Raw genomic sequence first — 16,740 nt, forward strand, 5'->3', positions numbered from 1 at the left:
ACGGGGTTAGAACACACCATGAAGTCTACACTTGCACAACTTACCGCCCGGTTTGACCAAGCTTTGGTCATCGCCTTTGGTGCAGATCTGACTGGCACCGACCCGATGCTTGTGCCCACCAGCAACCCTAAGTTTGGCGATTATCAGGCCAATTTGGCCATGTCGCTGGCCAAGCCACTGAAGCTGAAGCCCCGCGACATTGCTACGCAGATCGTCGAGAAACTAGATGTCAGCGACCTCTGCGAACCGCCCGAAATCGCTGGCCCCGGCTTTATCAACCTGCGCTTCAAAACCGCCTATTTAGAAGATCAATTGCGGGCGATGCAGGCCGACCCGCGCCTGGGGGTAGAGCCGGCGAAGCCTCCCCAGAAGGTGATTGTCGATTTCTCTAGCCCCAACATTGCTAAAGAAATGCACGTAGGGCACCTGCGATCGACCATCATCGGCGACTCTATTGCCCGGGTGCAGGAGTTCATGGGCAACGACGTGCTGCGGCTCAACCACGTGGGCGACTGGGGCACCCAGTTTGGCATGCTGATCACCCATCTCAAGGAAGCCTGTCCTGAAGCCCTAGAAGCAGGTTCCGTCGTCGATATTGGCGACTTAGTGACCTTCTACAAGCAGGCTAAACAACGCTTCGATGAGGATGACGACTTCAAAACCCGCTCTCGCGAAGCCGTAGTAGGGTTACAGGCGGGAGATGCGATCGCCACCAAAGCCTGGCAGGCCCTCTGCGACCAGTCTCGCCACGAGTTTCAAAAACTCTACGATCGCCTCGATATCCAAATCCAAGAGCGGGGCGAATCCTTCTACAATCCTTTACTGACCGATGTCGTCCAAGATTTGACCGCCCAAGGACTCCTGGTTGAAGATCAGGGAGCCAAGGTGGTGTTTGTCGATGGTTTTACCAACAAAGACGGCGACCCACTGCCGCTGATCATTCAAAAAACCGACGGCGGCTACAACTATGCCACCACTGACCTAGCCGCCATCCGCTACCGCACCCAGCAGGACGGGGCTGAGCGGGTTCTCTACGTGGTGGATGCCGGCCAGGGCAACCACTTCGCCCAGGTGTTTCAGGTTGCCGCCAAGGCGGGGTGGATTCCCGACGGCGTTGAGCTGACCCACGTGCCCTTTGGAGTGGTGCAGGGCGAAGACGGCAAGAAATTTAAAACCCGAGCGGGCGACACGGTCAAACTCAAGGATCTGCTGGACGAAGCCGTCAGCCGCGCCCGCGCCGATCTAGAGTCTCGCATTCAAACCGAAGAGCGGCAGGAAACGGAGGAATTTATTCAAGACGTGGCCGAGGCGGTGGGCCTTGGTGCCGTTAAATACGCCGATCTGAGCCAGAACCGCACTAGCAACTACATCTTTAGCTTTGACAAAATGCTGGCCCTCCAGGGCAACACTGCCCCCTACATGCTCTACGCCTATGTACGGGTGCAAGGCATTAGCCGCAAGGGCGATATCGACTTCGACCACCTACCCGTTGAGGCCCGCGTTCACTTAGAGGACGACAGCGAGTTTGCCTTAGCTCGCCACCTGCTCCAGCTCGATGAGGTGCTAGGAGAGGTGGCGCAGGATTTATACCCCAACCGCCTCTGCCAATACCTATTCGAGCTGAGCCAAAAGTTTAACCAGTTCTACGATCGCTGCTCAGTGCTCCAGGCCGCAGAACCCCAGCGCACCTCTCGCCTGCTGCTCTGCGATCTAACGGCCAAAACCTTGAAATTGGGCCTGTCTCTGCTGGGCATTCGGGTTCTAGAGCGCATGTAGTTCAAAGCTGGTAGCAGTGCATCTTTCCAAAGAGAGGGGACAAACATTTCAAAAAGTGTTTTCCTCAGAATAGGGGCGCATAGTGAAAAAAACGGCGCATTTATCCTGATACACCCTAGATTGAAACGAATAATCTAATTCTCTATAAACTAGCCGTTGTTTTTCTCTAGAAAAGGCATTACAACCCTTAGATAGGGGAGTTTTAGTGCATTTATCTATTTAGCTAAGGCTCGAATTATCGAAATTTTCTAATCCCGAAAAGATTGTAATCTTCGACACAAACAACTGGTGAAAGCACGGTGGGTTCGGGAAAGCTAGAGGTGCATCTGGGCAATTCTATGTTTAGTCTTCGGTTGAAACTACCACGATGGCCTATACGGTTGTTGGTCATTACAACGCTGGTCTAGTCTGCTTGTCTTTTGGGATTGCGATTCTGGCCTCGTACACCACGTTGAGTTTAGGGCAGCAAATTTTAGCTGCAACAGGATGGCGACAGTGGCCTTGGCTGACAGGTGGTGCTCTAGCGATGGGCACCGGCATTTGGGCTACCCACTTTGTGGCCATGCTGGCCTTGGAGCTACCGCTGCCAGTCAACTACGATCTACTCACTACCGGACTCTCGTTGGTATATGCAGTGCTAGCGGCAGGAATGGCCCTCTGGTTGGTCAGCCGCGCGGGCTTTAGCTGGTTGAGTCTGAGCGCGGCGGGCGTTGTGATGGGGCTGGCGATCGCCTGGATGCATTACACCGGCATGGCCGCCATGGCTATGCCCGCCCGCATTAGCTATCGTTGGCCTTTGGTGGGGCTTTCGGTTGCCATTGCCATAATCGCTTCGACGGTTGCCTTGGGCTTTAGCCTCTGGTCTCGCCGCCACCCTAAGCAGGGCGATCGCTGGCCCGCCCACCTGGCAGTGCTATCTCTAGGCTCGGGGATTGGCGGACTGCACTACACAGGCATGGCGGGAACGGTGTTTTTGGCTAGCCCCAACCGCCTAGAAGCGGCTGGAGTTTGGCCGAATTTAGAAGGACGTTGGCTGGCGTTGGCGGTCGGGTTTGGGGCCGGGCTAATTTTGCTGGGCATCCTCGTCACCCTAAGAGTTAACCAGCGCCTCACTCGACAGCGCCTGCAAAAAGAGGCGTTATCCAACAGCGAACACCGCTTTCGCACCCTGATTCGCGAGATGGGGGTAGGGGCACTGCTGCTCAATCCCAAGGCCGAAATCTTGATCAGCAACCGGGCGGCTCAGCAGTTTTTGCTGCTGCCCGAAGCCAACGGTGTTCCTTTAGTGTTCGGTCAAGCGGGAATAATTTGCCGTGAAGATGGCACCCCCTTTGCACCCGCCGAGTTGCCGGTGCAGCAGGCCATTGCCCAGAAGACCCCAATCGGAGACGTGATTATGGGGGTAAGGGCCGCGATCGCCGACCTACCGCGCTGGCTGCTGGTCAATGTTGACCCTCAGCTCAACGAGGCCGGCGACATCGAACGGGTGGTCTGCACCTGTAGCGACGTCACCATTCAAAAGCAGGCTGAAGACGCCGTGCGGGCGGTGGCCGATCGTGAAAAGGCGGTCATGCGCGTTGTGCAGCGCATGCGCCAAACCCTCGATTTGGAAACTATTTTTGCCACCACCACCCAAGAGCTTCAGCAGGCGATCGGCTGCGATCGCTCCTGGATATACCGTTTCAACGACGACTGGAGCGGTTCTGTCGTGGCCGAAGTCCTCACTGACCCCACGGCTCCCTCAACTATGACCGACTCGGTGCCGGGTCAGTCACTCATTGATCAGGATGACTGTGGTGCCCGCAAGTTGCAAAATAGCGGCTTTGACGAGGGCTACCTGCTGTTAGAGGACACTTACCTACAGGAAACCCAAGCCGAAACTTACCGCCAAGACCGCACCTACCACCGCGTAAACGATATCTACAGCGAAGGGTTTCACAGCTGCTACCTAGAGTTTTTAGAGCGTTGGCAGATTCGGGCCTACGTCATCGTGCCGATTTTCGCCGGCAGCCAGCTTTGGGGGCTGCTAGGTGTCTATGCCCATCACCAGGTCCGCAACTGGACCCGCCACGAGGTGAAAATGGTGCTTCAGGTAGGGGCTCAGTTAGGTACCGCTGTACAGCAGGCCAACCTGCTGCGCAAAACCCAGCAGCAGGCCCAGGCATTAGAAATTGCCAAGCGCGCCGCCGATGCCGCTAGCCAGGCCAAGGGTGATTTCCTGGCCAGCATGAGCCACGAGCTGCGCACGCCCCTCAACGCTATTTTGGGCTTCACCCAAATCTTGCATGACGACAACAGCCTCAACGACGACCACCGCGACTTGATTGCCATTGTCAATCGCAGTGGCAATCATCTGCTGGGGTTAATCAACAATGTGCTGTCTCTGGCAAAAATTGAGGCTAACAAAATCAGCCTCGATGAAACGGCGTTCGATCTGCACTATCTCCTCCAGTCCGTAGACGACATGCTGCAGCTCAAGGCCGAGGCCAAAGGCATTCGCTTGGAAGTAATCCAACCGCCGCCGCTGGCCCATCGGCTGTGGGCTGATGAAGGCAAACTACGGCAAATTCTCATCAACTTAATCAACAACGCTATTAAATTTACGGCTCTGGGCTGCGTCACCGTGCGATCGCGGCTGCGGGGCAGCGCCTTAATGCTCGATAGCGGCGGCAGTAAAACCCACTGGCTTGAAATCACGGTGCAGGACACCGGAGTGGGCATCGACTCCGACGAGCTTGCCTATCTGTTTCAGCCCTTTGAGCAAACTCAATCGGGGCGGCGCTCCGCCGAGGGTACAGGGCTGGGCCTATCCCTCAGCAACAACTTTGCCCAGCTCATGGGCGGCACCATTACCGTAACCAGTTTGCCCGGCAAAGGCTCGACTTTTACCCTCAGCATTCCCGTCGGGGCTATTACTACTACCCTGCTCGAACCCGTCGAGACAGAACGGTCAATTGTGCACCTAGCCCCCGAACAGCCCCGCTACCGCATTCTGGTTGCCGACGATGTAGCCGAAAGCCGCCTACTCATGCGCCATTGGTTAGAGGGGGTTGGGTTCGAGGTCCGCGAAGCCAGCCAAGGGGAAGAAGCAATTGATTTATGGACAAACTGGCAGCCCCATCTGATTTGTCTCGACATGCGTATGCCTGTACTTGACGGCTATGGTGTAGCCCGCCAGGTGCGCCAGCTGCCCGGTGGCAGTGCTACAGTAATTGTCGCCGTTACCGCTAGCGTGTTCGAAGAGCAGCAGTCAGACTGCATCGCGGCGGGCTGTAATGCTGTGTTGCCCAAGCCTCTCCAGCGCGATCAACTGTTAGAACAGGTTGGTTGTAGCCTTGGCCTCATCTACCAGTACGCCGAGGTCGCGCAGACCGACGCCAAAACAGCTGTAGTTGGCCCCCTCAGTGTTGATGGACAGAGTTCAGGCAGAGATCAGCGCCCCCTTACCCAAGCCGACTTCAGTTCGCTGGCTCCCGACTGGCTAGCTCAAATTCATCAGGCGGCTCAGGCTGCTAACGATCGACAGGTTCGCCAGCTGATCGCTCAACTTCCCGCCGAGCAGAAGGTTCTGGCTCAGCGGCTAGACCGCCTGGTTAACGATTTTCGCCTTGACGTCATTATCGACCTGACGGCTGTTCCCACCGCACCGGTTTCCCTGTAGCTTCAACCTATGATTACCGCCGAACCCCACGTCAACAAGGATGTAGACATTCTGTTGGTAGACGATATCCCTGACAATCTGCGGGTGTTGTCAGCCATTCTTGAGATTGAAGGCTACCGCTGTCGCAAGGCCATCAGTGGGGCTTTAGCTCTCAACGCCATTGCCCTGGCTCCTCCCGATCTCATTTTGCTCGACATCACCATGCCCATCATGGATGGCTTTGCTGTGTGTCATCAGCTCAAAGCGGACCCAGCTACCCAGAGCATTCCGGTGATTTTTCTCACGGCTCGCGATGCGGAAGCCGAAAAAGAAAAGGCCTTTCAACTGGGGGCGGCGGATTATATCGTCAAGCCTTTTATGGCCTACGAGGTGTTGCTGCGGGTCAAGCATCAGCTAGCCCTGCGTCGCCAGCAGCTGCAGTTAGAGGCTCAAAATCAGCAGCTCCAGGCCGAAATCAAAGAGCGTCAGCTGGCCGAAGCTGAACTGCGTCGCCAGCGCCAACGCTCTGAAGAACTATTGACCAATGTGCTGCCCTTTCAAATTGCCCAGCGCTTGAAAGAACGGGAACAGGCGATCGCCGACCACTTCGACGGAGTTACTATTCTGTTCGCGGACATCGTGGACTTTAGCACTGTGGCGGCCAAACTCACCCCTTGCGAGCTGGTGCATCTGCTCAATCGCATGTTTTCTCGGTTTGATGAGCTGGCCGCTACCTATAAGCTCGAAAAAATCAAAACCATTGGCGATGCCTACATGGTGGCGGCGGGGGTACCCACATCGCGCCCTGATCATGCCCAGGCGATCGCCTGCATGGCCCTCGAAATGCAGTCGACCATCCGCGACTTTTGCCGTCCCGACGGCCGTCCCTTTGAGCTGCGCATCGGCATCAACTCGGGCAGCGTGGTGGCCGGAGTCATTGGCATTCGCAAATTCATCTACGACCTTTGGGGCGACACCGTCAATATTGCCAGTTTTATGGAAACCACCGGCGAAGCGGGCAAAATTCAGGTGTCGGAGCTAACCTATAGCTATCTCAAAGACCACTTTACCCTAGAGCCCCGGGGCCCAATTTGCTTAAAGAGTGGCGATAGTATGACTACCTACTGGCTGGCTGGACAAGGTCAGAACAGCTCCTGCTGCCTCCCGGATGTCGCCATAGAATATCCAACCAGCCCAGCCCTCTGCTGCGGTTAGGGACTGCCCCGCTCCCACGCTCTCGGTGTTCCCAACCGCCCAGCGACAACTTCGCATCAGAACGGCTACAGACACCTGGCTATTCCGCTATGCAAGCGCCCTGAATTGAAAACCGTGACGATCACCTTGAGGGCATTCACACAAAACCGTGCCAATGCCCACTGGCGAAAGCGAAGGGCTGATTGCGCTAGCTGAGAACGGTTTAGCCGTCCACAGTCGCCCCAACTTCCAACGGTACTGGTATGTGTGACATTGTGGTTTCTAGGGCAGCATTGACCAACCCTAAAAACAGCGGGTGAGGGGCGCTGGGGCGCGACTGAAACTCGGGGTGAAACTGGCTAGCAATAAAGAACGGATGATTAGGCAGCTCAATAATTTCCACTAGACGACCGTCAGGGGAGGTGCCGCTGACCTGATACCCTGATTCCAGGAATAGGTTACGGTAGGCGTTGTTAAACTCGTAGCGGTGGCGATGGCGTTCGTAGATCACCTCTTCGCCATAGAGGCGGCTAGCCAAAGTGTCAGGGGCAAGACGGCAGGGGTATAGCCCTAGGCGCATGGTGCCACCCAAGTCAACCACGTCCTGTTGCTCAGGTAGCAGACTAATCACCGGGTTAGGAGTCTCAGGGGAAAATTCTGAGCTATCGGCACCTTCTAGGTGAGCAACATTGCAGGCCCACTCCACCACTGAGCACTGCATACCCAGGCACAGCCCCAAAAAGGGAATATTCCGCTCTCGAGCATAGCGAATGGCCTGCACCTTGCCGTCAATACCTCGAGATCCAAATCCCCCTGGCACCAAAATGCCGTTGACGCCGCTCAAATGAGCATCTGGGCCGTTGACCTCGATATCTTCGGAGTTGATCCAGCGCACGTTGAGGGCAGCCCGATGGGCGATCGCTGCGTGGCGCAGGGCTTCCACCACCGACAAATAAGCATCGTTGAGGCTGACGTACTTGCCAACAATGGCAATATCAACTGGACGACTGGAACTGTAAAGCCCTTCTACTAAGGTTTCCCACTGACCTAGGTGGGGCTGACGCTGATCGAGGGCAAGAATCTTGATAGCCTGATGGGCCAACCCTTCGTGCTCTAGCTTGAGGGGCACCTCATAAATGCTGCTGGCATCTTGGCAGGTAATGACCGCTTCGGCGGGCACGTCACAGAACTCAGCAATTTTCTCCTTCATCGGCTGAGGCAGGGCGCACTCGCAGCGGCACACCAAGATATCTGGCTGGATGCCAATAGAGCGCAGCTCCTTCACCGAGTGCTGGGTGGGCTTAGTCTTGAGCTCTCCTGCCGAGGCAATGTAAGGCACCAGGGTAACGTGCATGTAAAGCACATCTTGACGGCCCACGTCTTTGCGAAACTGGCGAATTGCCTCTAGAAAGGGCAGGGACTCAATGTCGCCCACAGTGCCGCCAATCTCAGTGATCACCACATCGGGGTTGGTGTTGCGAGCCACCCGATGAATCCGCTCCTTAATTTCGTTGGTGATGTGGGGAATCACCTGCACCGTGCCCCCCTGGTAATCGCCCCGCCGCTCTCGGTTGATCACCGCCTGGTAGATCGATCCTGTGGTGACGCTGTTCAGTCTCGACATGGCAGTGTCGGTAAAGCGTTCGTAGTGGCCTAGGTCGAGATCGGTTTCAGCCCCATCTTCGGTAACGAATACCTCCCCATGCTGAAAGGGGCTCATGGTGCCGGGGTCAACATTGATGTAGGGATCGAGCTTCAGAATGGAAACGGAATAGTCTCGCGACTTGAGCAACCGCCCCAGGCTGGATGCCACAATGCCTTTGCCGATGCTCGACACCACGCCGCCGGTTACAAATACAAACTTCGTCATAGCAGCTCAACCCAGACCCCAGAAGCGTGAACCCGTTAATTGTGCCACAGGCAACAGGCACCCCGCCCATCTTTAATCATTGGGATCGGGTGCGTTATTAGAGGATAGGGGCACCGTCGCTGCTGTCAGGCCGAACTCGCCGCTGCACTGAGTCGCCATGGGAGGGTAGGCCTTCAGTTTCAGTCAGCACAGCGATCGCCTCGGCCACTCCCCGCAGCGCCTCCGGCGAATACTGCATCAGGCTAGAGTGCTTCATGAAAGTTTCAGTAGACAGGGGTGAAGCATAGCGGGCGGCCCCAGAAGTGGGCAGGGTGTGGTTAGGCCCGGCTAGGTAGTCGCCCACCGCTTCCGGGGTCGAGTGCCCTAAAAAGATTGCTCCAGCGTGGCGAACCTGCTCCAGCAAATCCCAGGGTTCGGCGACTTCTAACTGGAGGTGTTCGGGCGCAAAGCCATTGGAAAGGTCGGCGGCTAGCTCTAGACTATCGACAACGACGGCTAAGCCATAGTTTGCGATCGCCTTCTCCGTCAGCGTCTGGCGCGGATGGCCTAGGAGCTGCCGATCTACCTCAGCTGCCACCTGCTCCGCTAGAGAAGCACTGGTGGTAATCAAAATCGCAGCGGCGATCGGGTCATGTTCAGCCTGAGCCAGCAGATCAGCTGCCACGTGGGCTGGGTTGGCGGTATGGTCAGCAATCACCAACACTTCCGAAGGTCCTGCCAACGAGTCGATGCCCACCGTCCCAAACACCAGCTTTTTAGCCAGCGTCACATAAATATTGCCCGGACCGGTGATCACATCTACCGCCGGAATCGTCTCGGTACCGTAAGCTAGGGCCGCGATCGCCTGGGCTCCTCCAACCCGATAAATCTCTGTGATCCCAGCCTCCTGAGCCGCAACCAACACGGCAGGATTGACCGTGCCGGTTTTGCCAGGTGGAGTCACCATCACGATTCTAGGTACCCCAGCCACCCGAGCCGGAACGGCGTTCATAATTACGGTGCTTGGGTAGGAAGCGCGCCCACCAGGGACATAGAGCCCAGCTCGGTCGACAGGGGTATAGCGCTTACCGAGTACCACTCCATTGTCCTCAAACCGCACCCAGCTTTGGGGCACCCGCTGACGATGAAACGACTCTACATTCTTACAGGCCAAACGAATCGCATCCAGCAGGCCCTTACTAACCTGTTGGTAAGCAGCATCCAGCTCCGCTCCCGAAAAGCGCAAACCCTCGGCTGCCAGGGTAACGCCGTCAAAATCTGCTGTGTACTGCAACAGCGCCTGGTCTCCCTGGCGCCGAACCGCGTGCAAAATTTCTCGAACTGTTGCTTCCTTGTGAACGACCTGGTCGTCGTGGGTGCGGGCACAGATGCGTTGCAGCTCTGTTCTTGCCTCAGTTAGCTGATGAGTGATGCGGAGCATTACAGCTAGGAATCCCGATAAGCCAGCAAGGTGCATTGGCTAGGTTGCCCCTCAAAGGGAGGTTGAGTATCCCTGAAAGGCAGTCAACGCCAGCGTTCTAACATCCTAGTCGATCTAAAGACTAATTTGGCAGGAAACCAATGCATTCAATTACGCCAATACTCCTCTTAGGTGCTAACATGTTTTATCCAGTCAATTAATCTTGTTAAGCTAGGGCGAACTGTGGCAAACATTAAGTCTGCACTGAAACGAATTGAAGTTGCCGAGCGCAATCGGCTCCATAACCGGTCCTATAAATCGGCGGTTAAAACCCTAACCAAAAACTACCTCGCTGCGGTCGAGGCTCATCAGGCTGACCCTAGCCCCGACTCTCTCAAGCAGGTCGAATCTACTATGGCCGCCGCCTACAGCAAGATCGACAAAGCCGTTAAGCGTGGTGTGCTTCACCCCAACACTGGGGCTCGTAAGAAGTCGCGTATAGCCCGGGCAATCAAGGCTCAGGAGGCGGCAGGGGCTGCGTCTTAGGCACCTTTGGGTTGACCTGCGCTCCCTGCCGTTTTTGTCGCTGCATTCCCTATGCCTCTGGTTGATACCCACGTACATCTCAACTTTGAATCGTTCGCTGGGGATCTCGACGAACTAGCCCAGGCCTGGCGACAGGCCGGGGTTTTGGCTTTGGTACATTCTTGCGTAGAGCCAGGAGACTTTCCGGCAATGCAGCGCATCGCCGATCGTATTCCGGAGCTGTTCCTGGCTGTGGGGCTCCATCCCCTCGATATGGATAAGTGGAGTAGTGCTACGGCAGATCAGATTGCTCAGCTAGCGATTTCTGACAGTCGCGTTGTCGCTATCGGCGAGACCGGCCTCGATTTTTTCAAAGCCGATGATGAAGCCGTACAGCGCGAAGCCTTCTGGCAACAGTTGACCGTTGCCCATCGCCAAAATCTACCGGTTATCGTTCACTGTCGAGATGCGGCCTCGGCTACTGCTGAAGTGATTCGAGAGTTTCAGCTCACTGTTGGTTCTGTCACTGGTGTAATGCATTGCTGGGCGGGCACTCCAGAAGAAACTCAAACGTTTCTAGATCTGGGCTTCTACATCAGTTTTAGCGGCATCGTTACTTTTAAGAATGCCCATCAGGTCAAGGCTTCAGCTCAGATGGTGCCCAGCGATCGACTGCTGGTCGAAACCGACTGTCCTTTTCTGACCCCTGAGCCTCGCCGCAAGGAGCGACGCAACCAGCCAGCCTTTGTATATCATGTGGCGACCCACCTAGCCGCGCTGCGCCAGGTTGAATTTGAGGCTTTAGCCCAGATCACTACTCATAACGCTGTGACGTTGTTTAACTTACCCAAGTCCCTTGTATTTTCTTCCGCTGATGCCGATACACTTCGTCTTCCGACCCCAACGGCCGGTTAGACCGTTAGCTTAATTAAGCAAGGCAATTCGTTCGCTGTTGCCTTCTGTTCCAGACGCGTCGTTGATCTTGGCCACCTGCACCTGGCCAACCTGCACTAGGAGACCCATGACTGAAACCACCGTTTACCAAGCTCCCCCTAACTTTGTTCTGCCTGACCTGGTAGAAATTCAGCGGTCTAGTTTTCGCTGGTTCCTAGAAGAAGGATTGATCGAAGAGCTGGAAAGCTTTTCTCCTATTACCGACTATACCGGCAAACTTGAGCTGCATTTCCTCGGCAAGCAGTACAAGCTAAAAAGCCCTAAATATGACGTTGATGAAGCCAAGCGGCGGGATGCTACCTACGCCGTGCAGATGTACGTGCCTACCCGGCTAATCAACAAAGAAACCGGGGAAATTAAGGAACAGGAAGTCTTCATCGGCGACTTGCCTCTGATGACCGATCGCGGCACCTTCATTATCAACGGTGCAGAGCGAGTCATTGTTAACCAGATCGTGCGTAGTCCTGGGGTTTACTACAAGGCCGAGACCGACAAAAACGGTCGCCGCACCTACAACGCCAACCTAATCCCCAACCGGGGTGCCTGGCTCAAGTTTGAGACCGACAAAAATGACTTAGTCTGGGTTCGCATCGACAAAACCCGCAAACTATCGGCTCAGGTGCTGCTTAAGGCGTTAGGGCTAACCGACAACGAGATCTTCGACTCTCTGCGTCACCCCGACTACTTCCAAAAAACCATTGAGAAAGAGGGCCAGTTCAGCGAAGAAGAGGCTCTGCTAGAGCTTTACCGCAAGTTGCGTCCCGGGGAACCTCCCACTGTGGCTGGCGGCGAGCAATTGCTGCACTCGCGCTTCTCTGACCCCAAGCGCTATGACTTGGGACGGGTGGGTCGCTATAAGCTCAACCGCAAGCTGCGCCTCAATGTGCCCGATGCCACTCGGGTGCTGACTCCCACCGATATTCTGTCGGCGATCGACTACCTCATCAACCTCGAATTTGATATCGGTTCCATCGACGACATCGACCACCTCGGCAACCGCCGGGTGCGTTCCGTGGGTGAGTTGCTGCAAAACCAGGTACGGGTAGGTCTTAACCGCCTAGAGCGCATCATTCGGGAACGCATGACCGTTTCTGACTCGGACTCGCTCACCCCAGCATCTCTGGTTAACCCCAAGCCCCTAGTAGCCGCTATCAAGGAGTTCTTTGGCTCCAGCCAGCTCTCCCAGTTCATGGACCAAACCAACCCCCTGGCGGAGTTGACCCACAAGCGACGCATCAGCGCCCTCGGTCCTGGTGGTCTTACCCGCGAGCGTGCCGGTTTTGCCGTGCGGGATATTCACCCCTCCCACTACGGACGCATTTGCCCCATTGAGACTCCGGAAGGCCCCAACGCTGGCCTGATCGGCTCCCTGGCGACCCACGCCCGGGTGAACGAATTCGGCTTTATTGAAACCCCCTTCTTCAAAGCTGAGAACGGTCGGGTCTTTAAAGATGTCGAGCCCATCTACATGACCGCCGATGAGGAAGACGATCTGCGGGTTGCCCCTGGTGACATTGCCACCGACGAAAACGGATACATCATTGGCAGCACGATCCCGGTGCGCTATCGCCAAGATTTCACCACCACTGACTCCACTGAGGTGGACTATGTCGCGGTGTCGCCCGTACAAATTATCTCTGTGGCCACCTCGCTGATTCCTTTCCTGGAGCACGACGACGCCAACCGGGCGTTGATGGGCTCGAACATGCAGCGTCAGGCGGTGCCTCTGCTCCAGCCAGAGCGCCCCTTAGTGGGTACTGGGCTAGAAGCTCAGGCGGCTCGCGACTCGGGAATGGTAATCATCAGCCGTACCGATGGGGAAATTGTCTACCTGGATGCCGATCTGATCAAGGTTCGCGATCCTGAGGGCAACGTCCACGAGTACGAGCTGCAAAAGTATCAGCGCTCCAACCAGGACACCTGTCTGAACCAGCGCCCCATCGTATTTCCTGGGGAAAAGGTGCAGTCGGGCCAGGTGCTCGCCGATGGCTCTGCTACCGAGGGCGGTGAACTGGCGCTAGGGCAAAACGTCTTAGTCGCCTATATGCCTTGGGAAGGCTACAACTACGAGGACGCTATCTTACTCAGCGAGCGTCTGGTGTATGACGACGTCTACACCTCCATTCACGTGGAGAAGTTTGAGATCGAGGCTCGTCAGACCAAGCTTGGCCCCGAGGAAATTACCCGAGAAATTCCCAACGTTGGCGAAGATGCCCTGCGTCAGCTTGACGAAACCGGGATCATTCGTATCGGGGCATGGGTAGAGTCAGGCGATATTCTGGTGGGCAAGGTTACGCCTAAGGGCGAGTCTGACCAACCCCCAGAAGAAAAGCTGCTGCGGGCCATCTTTGGGGAAAAAGCCCGAGATGTGCGCGATAACTCCCTACGAGTGCCTAACGGCGAGAAAGGTCGGGTCGTCGATGTGCGGGTGTTTACCCGAGAGCAGGGCGATGAGCTACCCCCCGGCGCCAACATGGTGGTGCGGGTCTATGTGGCCCAAAAGCGTAAGATTCAGGTGGGCGACAAGATGGCTGGTCGCCATGGTAACAAGGGAATTATTTCCCGTATTTTGCCCATTGAAGATATGCCCTACCTGCCCGATGGCACTCCCATCGACATTGCCCTCAACCCACTTGGGGTACCTTCCCGCATGAACGTGGGGCAGGTGTTTGAGTGCTTACTGGGTTGGGCTGCCGACAACCTTGATTGTCGCTTCAAGGTGATTCCCTTCGACGAGATGTACGGAGAGGAGGCCTCTCGAAACTCTACTCACGGCAAGCTGATGGAGGCCCGAGAAACCAGCGGCAAAGACTGGATCTTCAACCCTGACGACCCCGGCAAAATTGTGCTGCGGGACGGTCGTACCGGTGAAGCTTTTGACAAAGCTATTACCGTTGGTAGAGCTTACATGCTGAAGCTGGTGCACCTAGTCGACGACAAGATCCACGCCCGTTCTACTGGCCCTTACTCTCTGGTGACTCAGCAGCCTCTGGGTGGTAAGGCCCAGCAGGGTGGTCAGCGTTTTGGAGAAATGGAAGTTTGGGCTCTGGAAGCTTTTGGAGCAGCCTATACCCTCCAAGAGTTGCTGACGGTCAAGTCGGACGATATGCAGGGGCGCAATGAGGCGTTGAATGCGATCGTCAAGGGCAAGTCGATTCCTCGACCGGGTACTCCTGAGTCCTTTAAGGTGCTGATGCGAGAGCTGCAGTCCCTCTGTTTGGACATTGCGGTGCACAAGGTAGAAACTCGGGAAGACGGCACCAGCCGCGACACCGAAGTGGACCTCATGGCCGACGTTAACAGTCGCCGTACTCCGTCTCGCCCCACCTACGAGTCCATTGCCCGGGATGAAGAGCTAGAGGAAGTAGAAGACTAGCCTATCCCTGATTCGACCCCGGAATTGTATCTGACCCAGTTCCGGGGGTCGGCTTAAACCTGCATTGCTCAGACCGCGCGCTTACAAGGAAAATACCCAGCATGGCCAAGCTAGAACAACGGTTTGACTACGTCAAAATTGGATTAGCCTCCCCGGAACGCATTCGTCAGTGGGGGGAACGCACTCTGCCCAACGGGCAAATTGTGGGGGAAGTAACCAAGCCTGAAACCATTAACTACCGTACTCTCAAGCCCGAAATGGACGGGCTGTTCTGTGAGCGCATCTTTGGCCCCGCCAAGGATTGGGAATGCCACTGTGGTAAGTACAAGCGTGTGCGCCATCGCGGCATTGTGTGTGAGCGCTGCGGTGTAGAGGTAACTGAATCGCGGGTGCGGCGTCACCGCATGGGTTATATCAAGCTGGCTGCTCCAGTGGCCCACGTGTGGTACTTAAAAGGCATTCCCAGCTATATCGCCATTCTGCTCGATATGCCGCTGCGGGACGTGGAGCAGATTGTCTATTTCAACGCCTACGTGGTGCTAGATGCAGGTAATGCCGAGAATCTCAGCTATAAGCAGCTGCTGACGGAAGACCAGTGGATTGAAATTGAAGACCAGCTCTACGACGAAGAGACTGAGCTGGCTGGGGTAGAGGTCGGCATTGGTGCTGAAGCTCTCCAGCGGCTGCTAGAGGATTTGGAGCTAGAAGCCACGGCGGAAAAGCTGCGGGAAGACATCGCTAACTCCAAAGGCCAGAAGCGGGCCAAGTTGATCAAGCGCCTGCGGGTGATCGACAACTTCATCGCCACGGGCTCTAAAACCGAGTGGATGGTGCTGGACGTGATTCCGGTAATCCCGCCCGACCTAAGGCCCATGGTGCAGCTGGACGGCGGCCGTTTTGCGACCTCTGACCTGAACGATCTCTATCGTCGGGTGATCAACCGCAACAACCGACTGGCTCGCCTTCAGGAGATTCTGGCTCCTGAAATCATCGTCCGTAACGAAAAGCGGATGTTGCAAGAGGCGGTAGATGCGCTGATCGATAACGGTCGCCGGGGTCGCACCGTAGTGGGGGCCAATAACCGTCCGCTGAAGTCGCTCTCCGACATTATTGAAGGTAAACAGGGGCGCTTCCGGCAAAACTTGTTGGGTAAGCGGGTTGATTACTCTGGCCGTTCTGTCATTGTGGTGGGGCCTAAGCTGCAGATTCACCAGTGCGGTTTGCCTCGGGAGATGGCGATCGAACTGTTTCAGCCCTTTGTGATCCACCGGTTGATTCGCCAGGGGCTGGTCAACAACATCAAGGCGGCAAAGAAGCTGATTCAGCACAACGACCCCAGCGTCTGGGACGTGCTGGAAGAGGTGATTGAGAGCCACCCAGTCATGCTAAACCGGGCACCGACCCTACACCGTTTGGGGATTCAAGCCTTTGAACCCATCCTGGTAGAAGGGCGCGCGATTCAGCTGCACCCGCTGGTGTGTCCGGCCTTTAACGCTGACTTTGACGGTGACCAGATGGCCGTGCACGTACCGCTGTCTCTTGAGGCGCAGTCGGAGGCGCGTCTGCTGATGCTGGCTTCGAACAACGTGTTGTCGCCTGCTACTGGCCAGCCGATTATTACCCCGTCCCAGGACATGGTGTTGGGCTGCTATTACCTAACGGCGGAGAACCCCGACGCCGTCAAAGGCGAGGGCCACTACTTTGGCAGTATGGAAGACGCCATCATGGCCTTCGAGCAGGGCGTGGTCGATCTTCACTCTAAGGTTTGGCTGCGGTTTGACGGCGAAGTGGAGTCTGACCAGCCTAAGAACACGTCTCCAGAGCGGATGGAATCTGAGGATGGCAGCATCACCGAAATTTACCCCGATCGCCGGGTGCGGCTAGACAGCGAAGGCAAGCTGATCTCCCAGTACATCAAGACCACGGCGGGCCGCATTATCTACAACAAGGCGGTGCTCGACGCGATCGCAGGCTAGGGACCACACCACAACACCGACACAGCACGA

Annotated in this window: 9 protein-coding genes; 7 read left to right on the forward strand and 2 right to left on the reverse strand. The window is 56.1% G+C overall.

Translation table 11 applies throughout. The features are described 5' to 3' along the window. The first annotated feature begins 18 nt into the window (after positions 1 to 18). The 3 genes from argS to NC979_RS16885 all read left to right on the forward strand — a co-directional run bounded on the left by argS (position 19) and on the right by NC979_RS16885 (position 6,631). Positions 19 to 1,776, forward strand: coding sequence for an arginine--tRNA ligase (gene argS / locus NC979_RS16875; RefSeq protein ID WP_190517708.1), 1,758 nt, complete (start codon positions 19 to 21; stop codon positions 1,774 to 1,776). 367 nt (positions 1,777 to 2,143) lie between these two features. Further along, positions 2,144 to 5,437 carry an MHYT domain-containing protein gene (locus NC979_RS16880; protein ID WP_190517710.1) on the forward strand — a complete coding sequence of 1,098 codons (3,294 nt, stop codon included), beginning with the start codon at positions 2,144 to 2,146 and terminating at the stop codon, positions 5,435 to 5,437. Positions 5,438 to 5,446: 9 nt separating this feature from the next. Further along, entirely contained in the window at positions 5,447 to 6,631 is a 1,185-nt protein-coding gene (locus tag NC979_RS16885) for an adenylate/guanylate cyclase domain-containing protein (protein WP_190517712.1), read from the forward strand. A gap of 202 nt (positions 6,632 to 6,833) precedes the next feature. Here the strand turns inward: NC979_RS16885 and pyrG are convergent, their stop codons facing one another. Beyond that, positions 6,834 to 8,480, reverse strand: coding sequence for a CTP synthase (gene pyrG / locus NC979_RS16890; RefSeq protein ID WP_190517714.1), 1,647 nt, complete (start codon positions 8,478 to 8,480; stop codon positions 6,834 to 6,836). 97 nt (positions 8,481 to 8,577) lie between these two features. Beyond that, positions 8,578 to 9,900, reverse strand: coding sequence for a histidinol dehydrogenase (hisD, locus tag NC979_RS16895; RefSeq protein WP_190517716.1), 1,323 nt, complete (start codon positions 9,898 to 9,900; stop codon positions 8,578 to 8,580). A 222-nt stretch (positions 9,901 to 10,122) separates the two neighbouring features. On the opposite strand from hisD, the gene rpsT reads away from it, so the two are divergent. The 4 genes from rpsT to NC979_RS16915 all read left to right on the forward strand — a co-directional run bounded on the left by rpsT (position 10,123) and on the right by NC979_RS16915 (position 16,710). Next, positions 10,123 to 10,425: a 30S ribosomal protein S20 gene (gene rpsT, locus NC979_RS16900; RefSeq protein ID WP_190517718.1), complete on the forward strand. Its 303-nt coding sequence runs from the start codon at positions 10,123 to 10,125 to the stop codon at positions 10,423 to 10,425. 51 nt (positions 10,426 to 10,476) lie between these two features. Beyond that, positions 10,477 to 11,319 (forward strand): TatD family hydrolase, encoded by an 843-nt coding sequence (locus NC979_RS16905; protein WP_190517721.1) that lies wholly within the window; start codon positions 10,477 to 10,479, stop codon positions 11,317 to 11,319. Between the two features lie 106 nt (positions 11,320 to 11,425). Beyond that, positions 11,426 to 14,734, forward strand: a complete 3,309-nt coding sequence (rpoB, locus tag NC979_RS16910) for a DNA-directed RNA polymerase subunit beta (RefSeq protein WP_073607786.1) — start codon at positions 11,426 to 11,428, stop codon at positions 14,732 to 14,734. A 101-nt stretch (positions 14,735 to 14,835) separates the two neighbouring features. Then, positions 14,836 to 16,710, forward strand: a complete 1,875-nt coding sequence (locus tag NC979_RS16915) for a DNA-directed RNA polymerase subunit gamma (protein ID WP_190517723.1) — start codon at positions 14,836 to 14,838, stop codon at positions 16,708 to 16,710. Positions 16,711 to 16,740 lie beyond the last annotated feature (30 nt).

Source organism: Leptolyngbya subtilissima AS-A7 (genome assembly GCF_039962255.1).
Classification (GTDB): domain Bacteria; phylum Cyanobacteriota; class Cyanobacteriia; order Phormidesmidales; family Phormidesmidaceae; genus Nodosilinea.

Excerpts from the sequence above, each read along its gene's own strand:
- argS (WP_190517708.1), top strand. The coding sequence starts at position 19 with ATGAAGTCTACACTTGCACAACTTACCGCCCGGTTTGACCAAGCTTTG.
- NC979_RS16880 (WP_190517710.1), top strand. The coding sequence starts at position 2,144 with ATGGCCTATACGGTTGTTGGTCATTACAACGCTGGTCTAGTCTGCTTG.
- NC979_RS16885 (WP_190517712.1), top strand. The coding sequence starts at position 5,447 with ATGATTACCGCCGAACCCCACGTCAACAAGGATGTAGACATTCTGTTG.
- pyrG (WP_190517714.1), bottom strand. The coding sequence starts at position 8,480 with ATGACGAAGTTTGTATTTGTAACCGGCGGCGTGGTGTCGAGCATCGGC.
- hisD (WP_190517716.1), bottom strand. The coding sequence starts at position 9,900 with ATGCTCCGCATCACTCATCAGCTAACTGAGGCAAGAACAGAGCTGCAA.
- NC979_RS16905 (WP_190517721.1), top strand. The coding sequence starts at position 10,477 with ATGCCTCTGGTTGATACCCACGTACATCTCAACTTTGAATCGTTCGCT.
- rpoB (WP_073607786.1), top strand. The coding sequence starts at position 11,426 with ATGACTGAAACCACCGTTTACCAAGCTCCCCCTAACTTTGTTCTGCCT.
- NC979_RS16915 (WP_190517723.1), top strand. The coding sequence starts at position 14,836 with ATGGCCAAGCTAGAACAACGGTTTGACTACGTCAAAATTGGATTAGCC.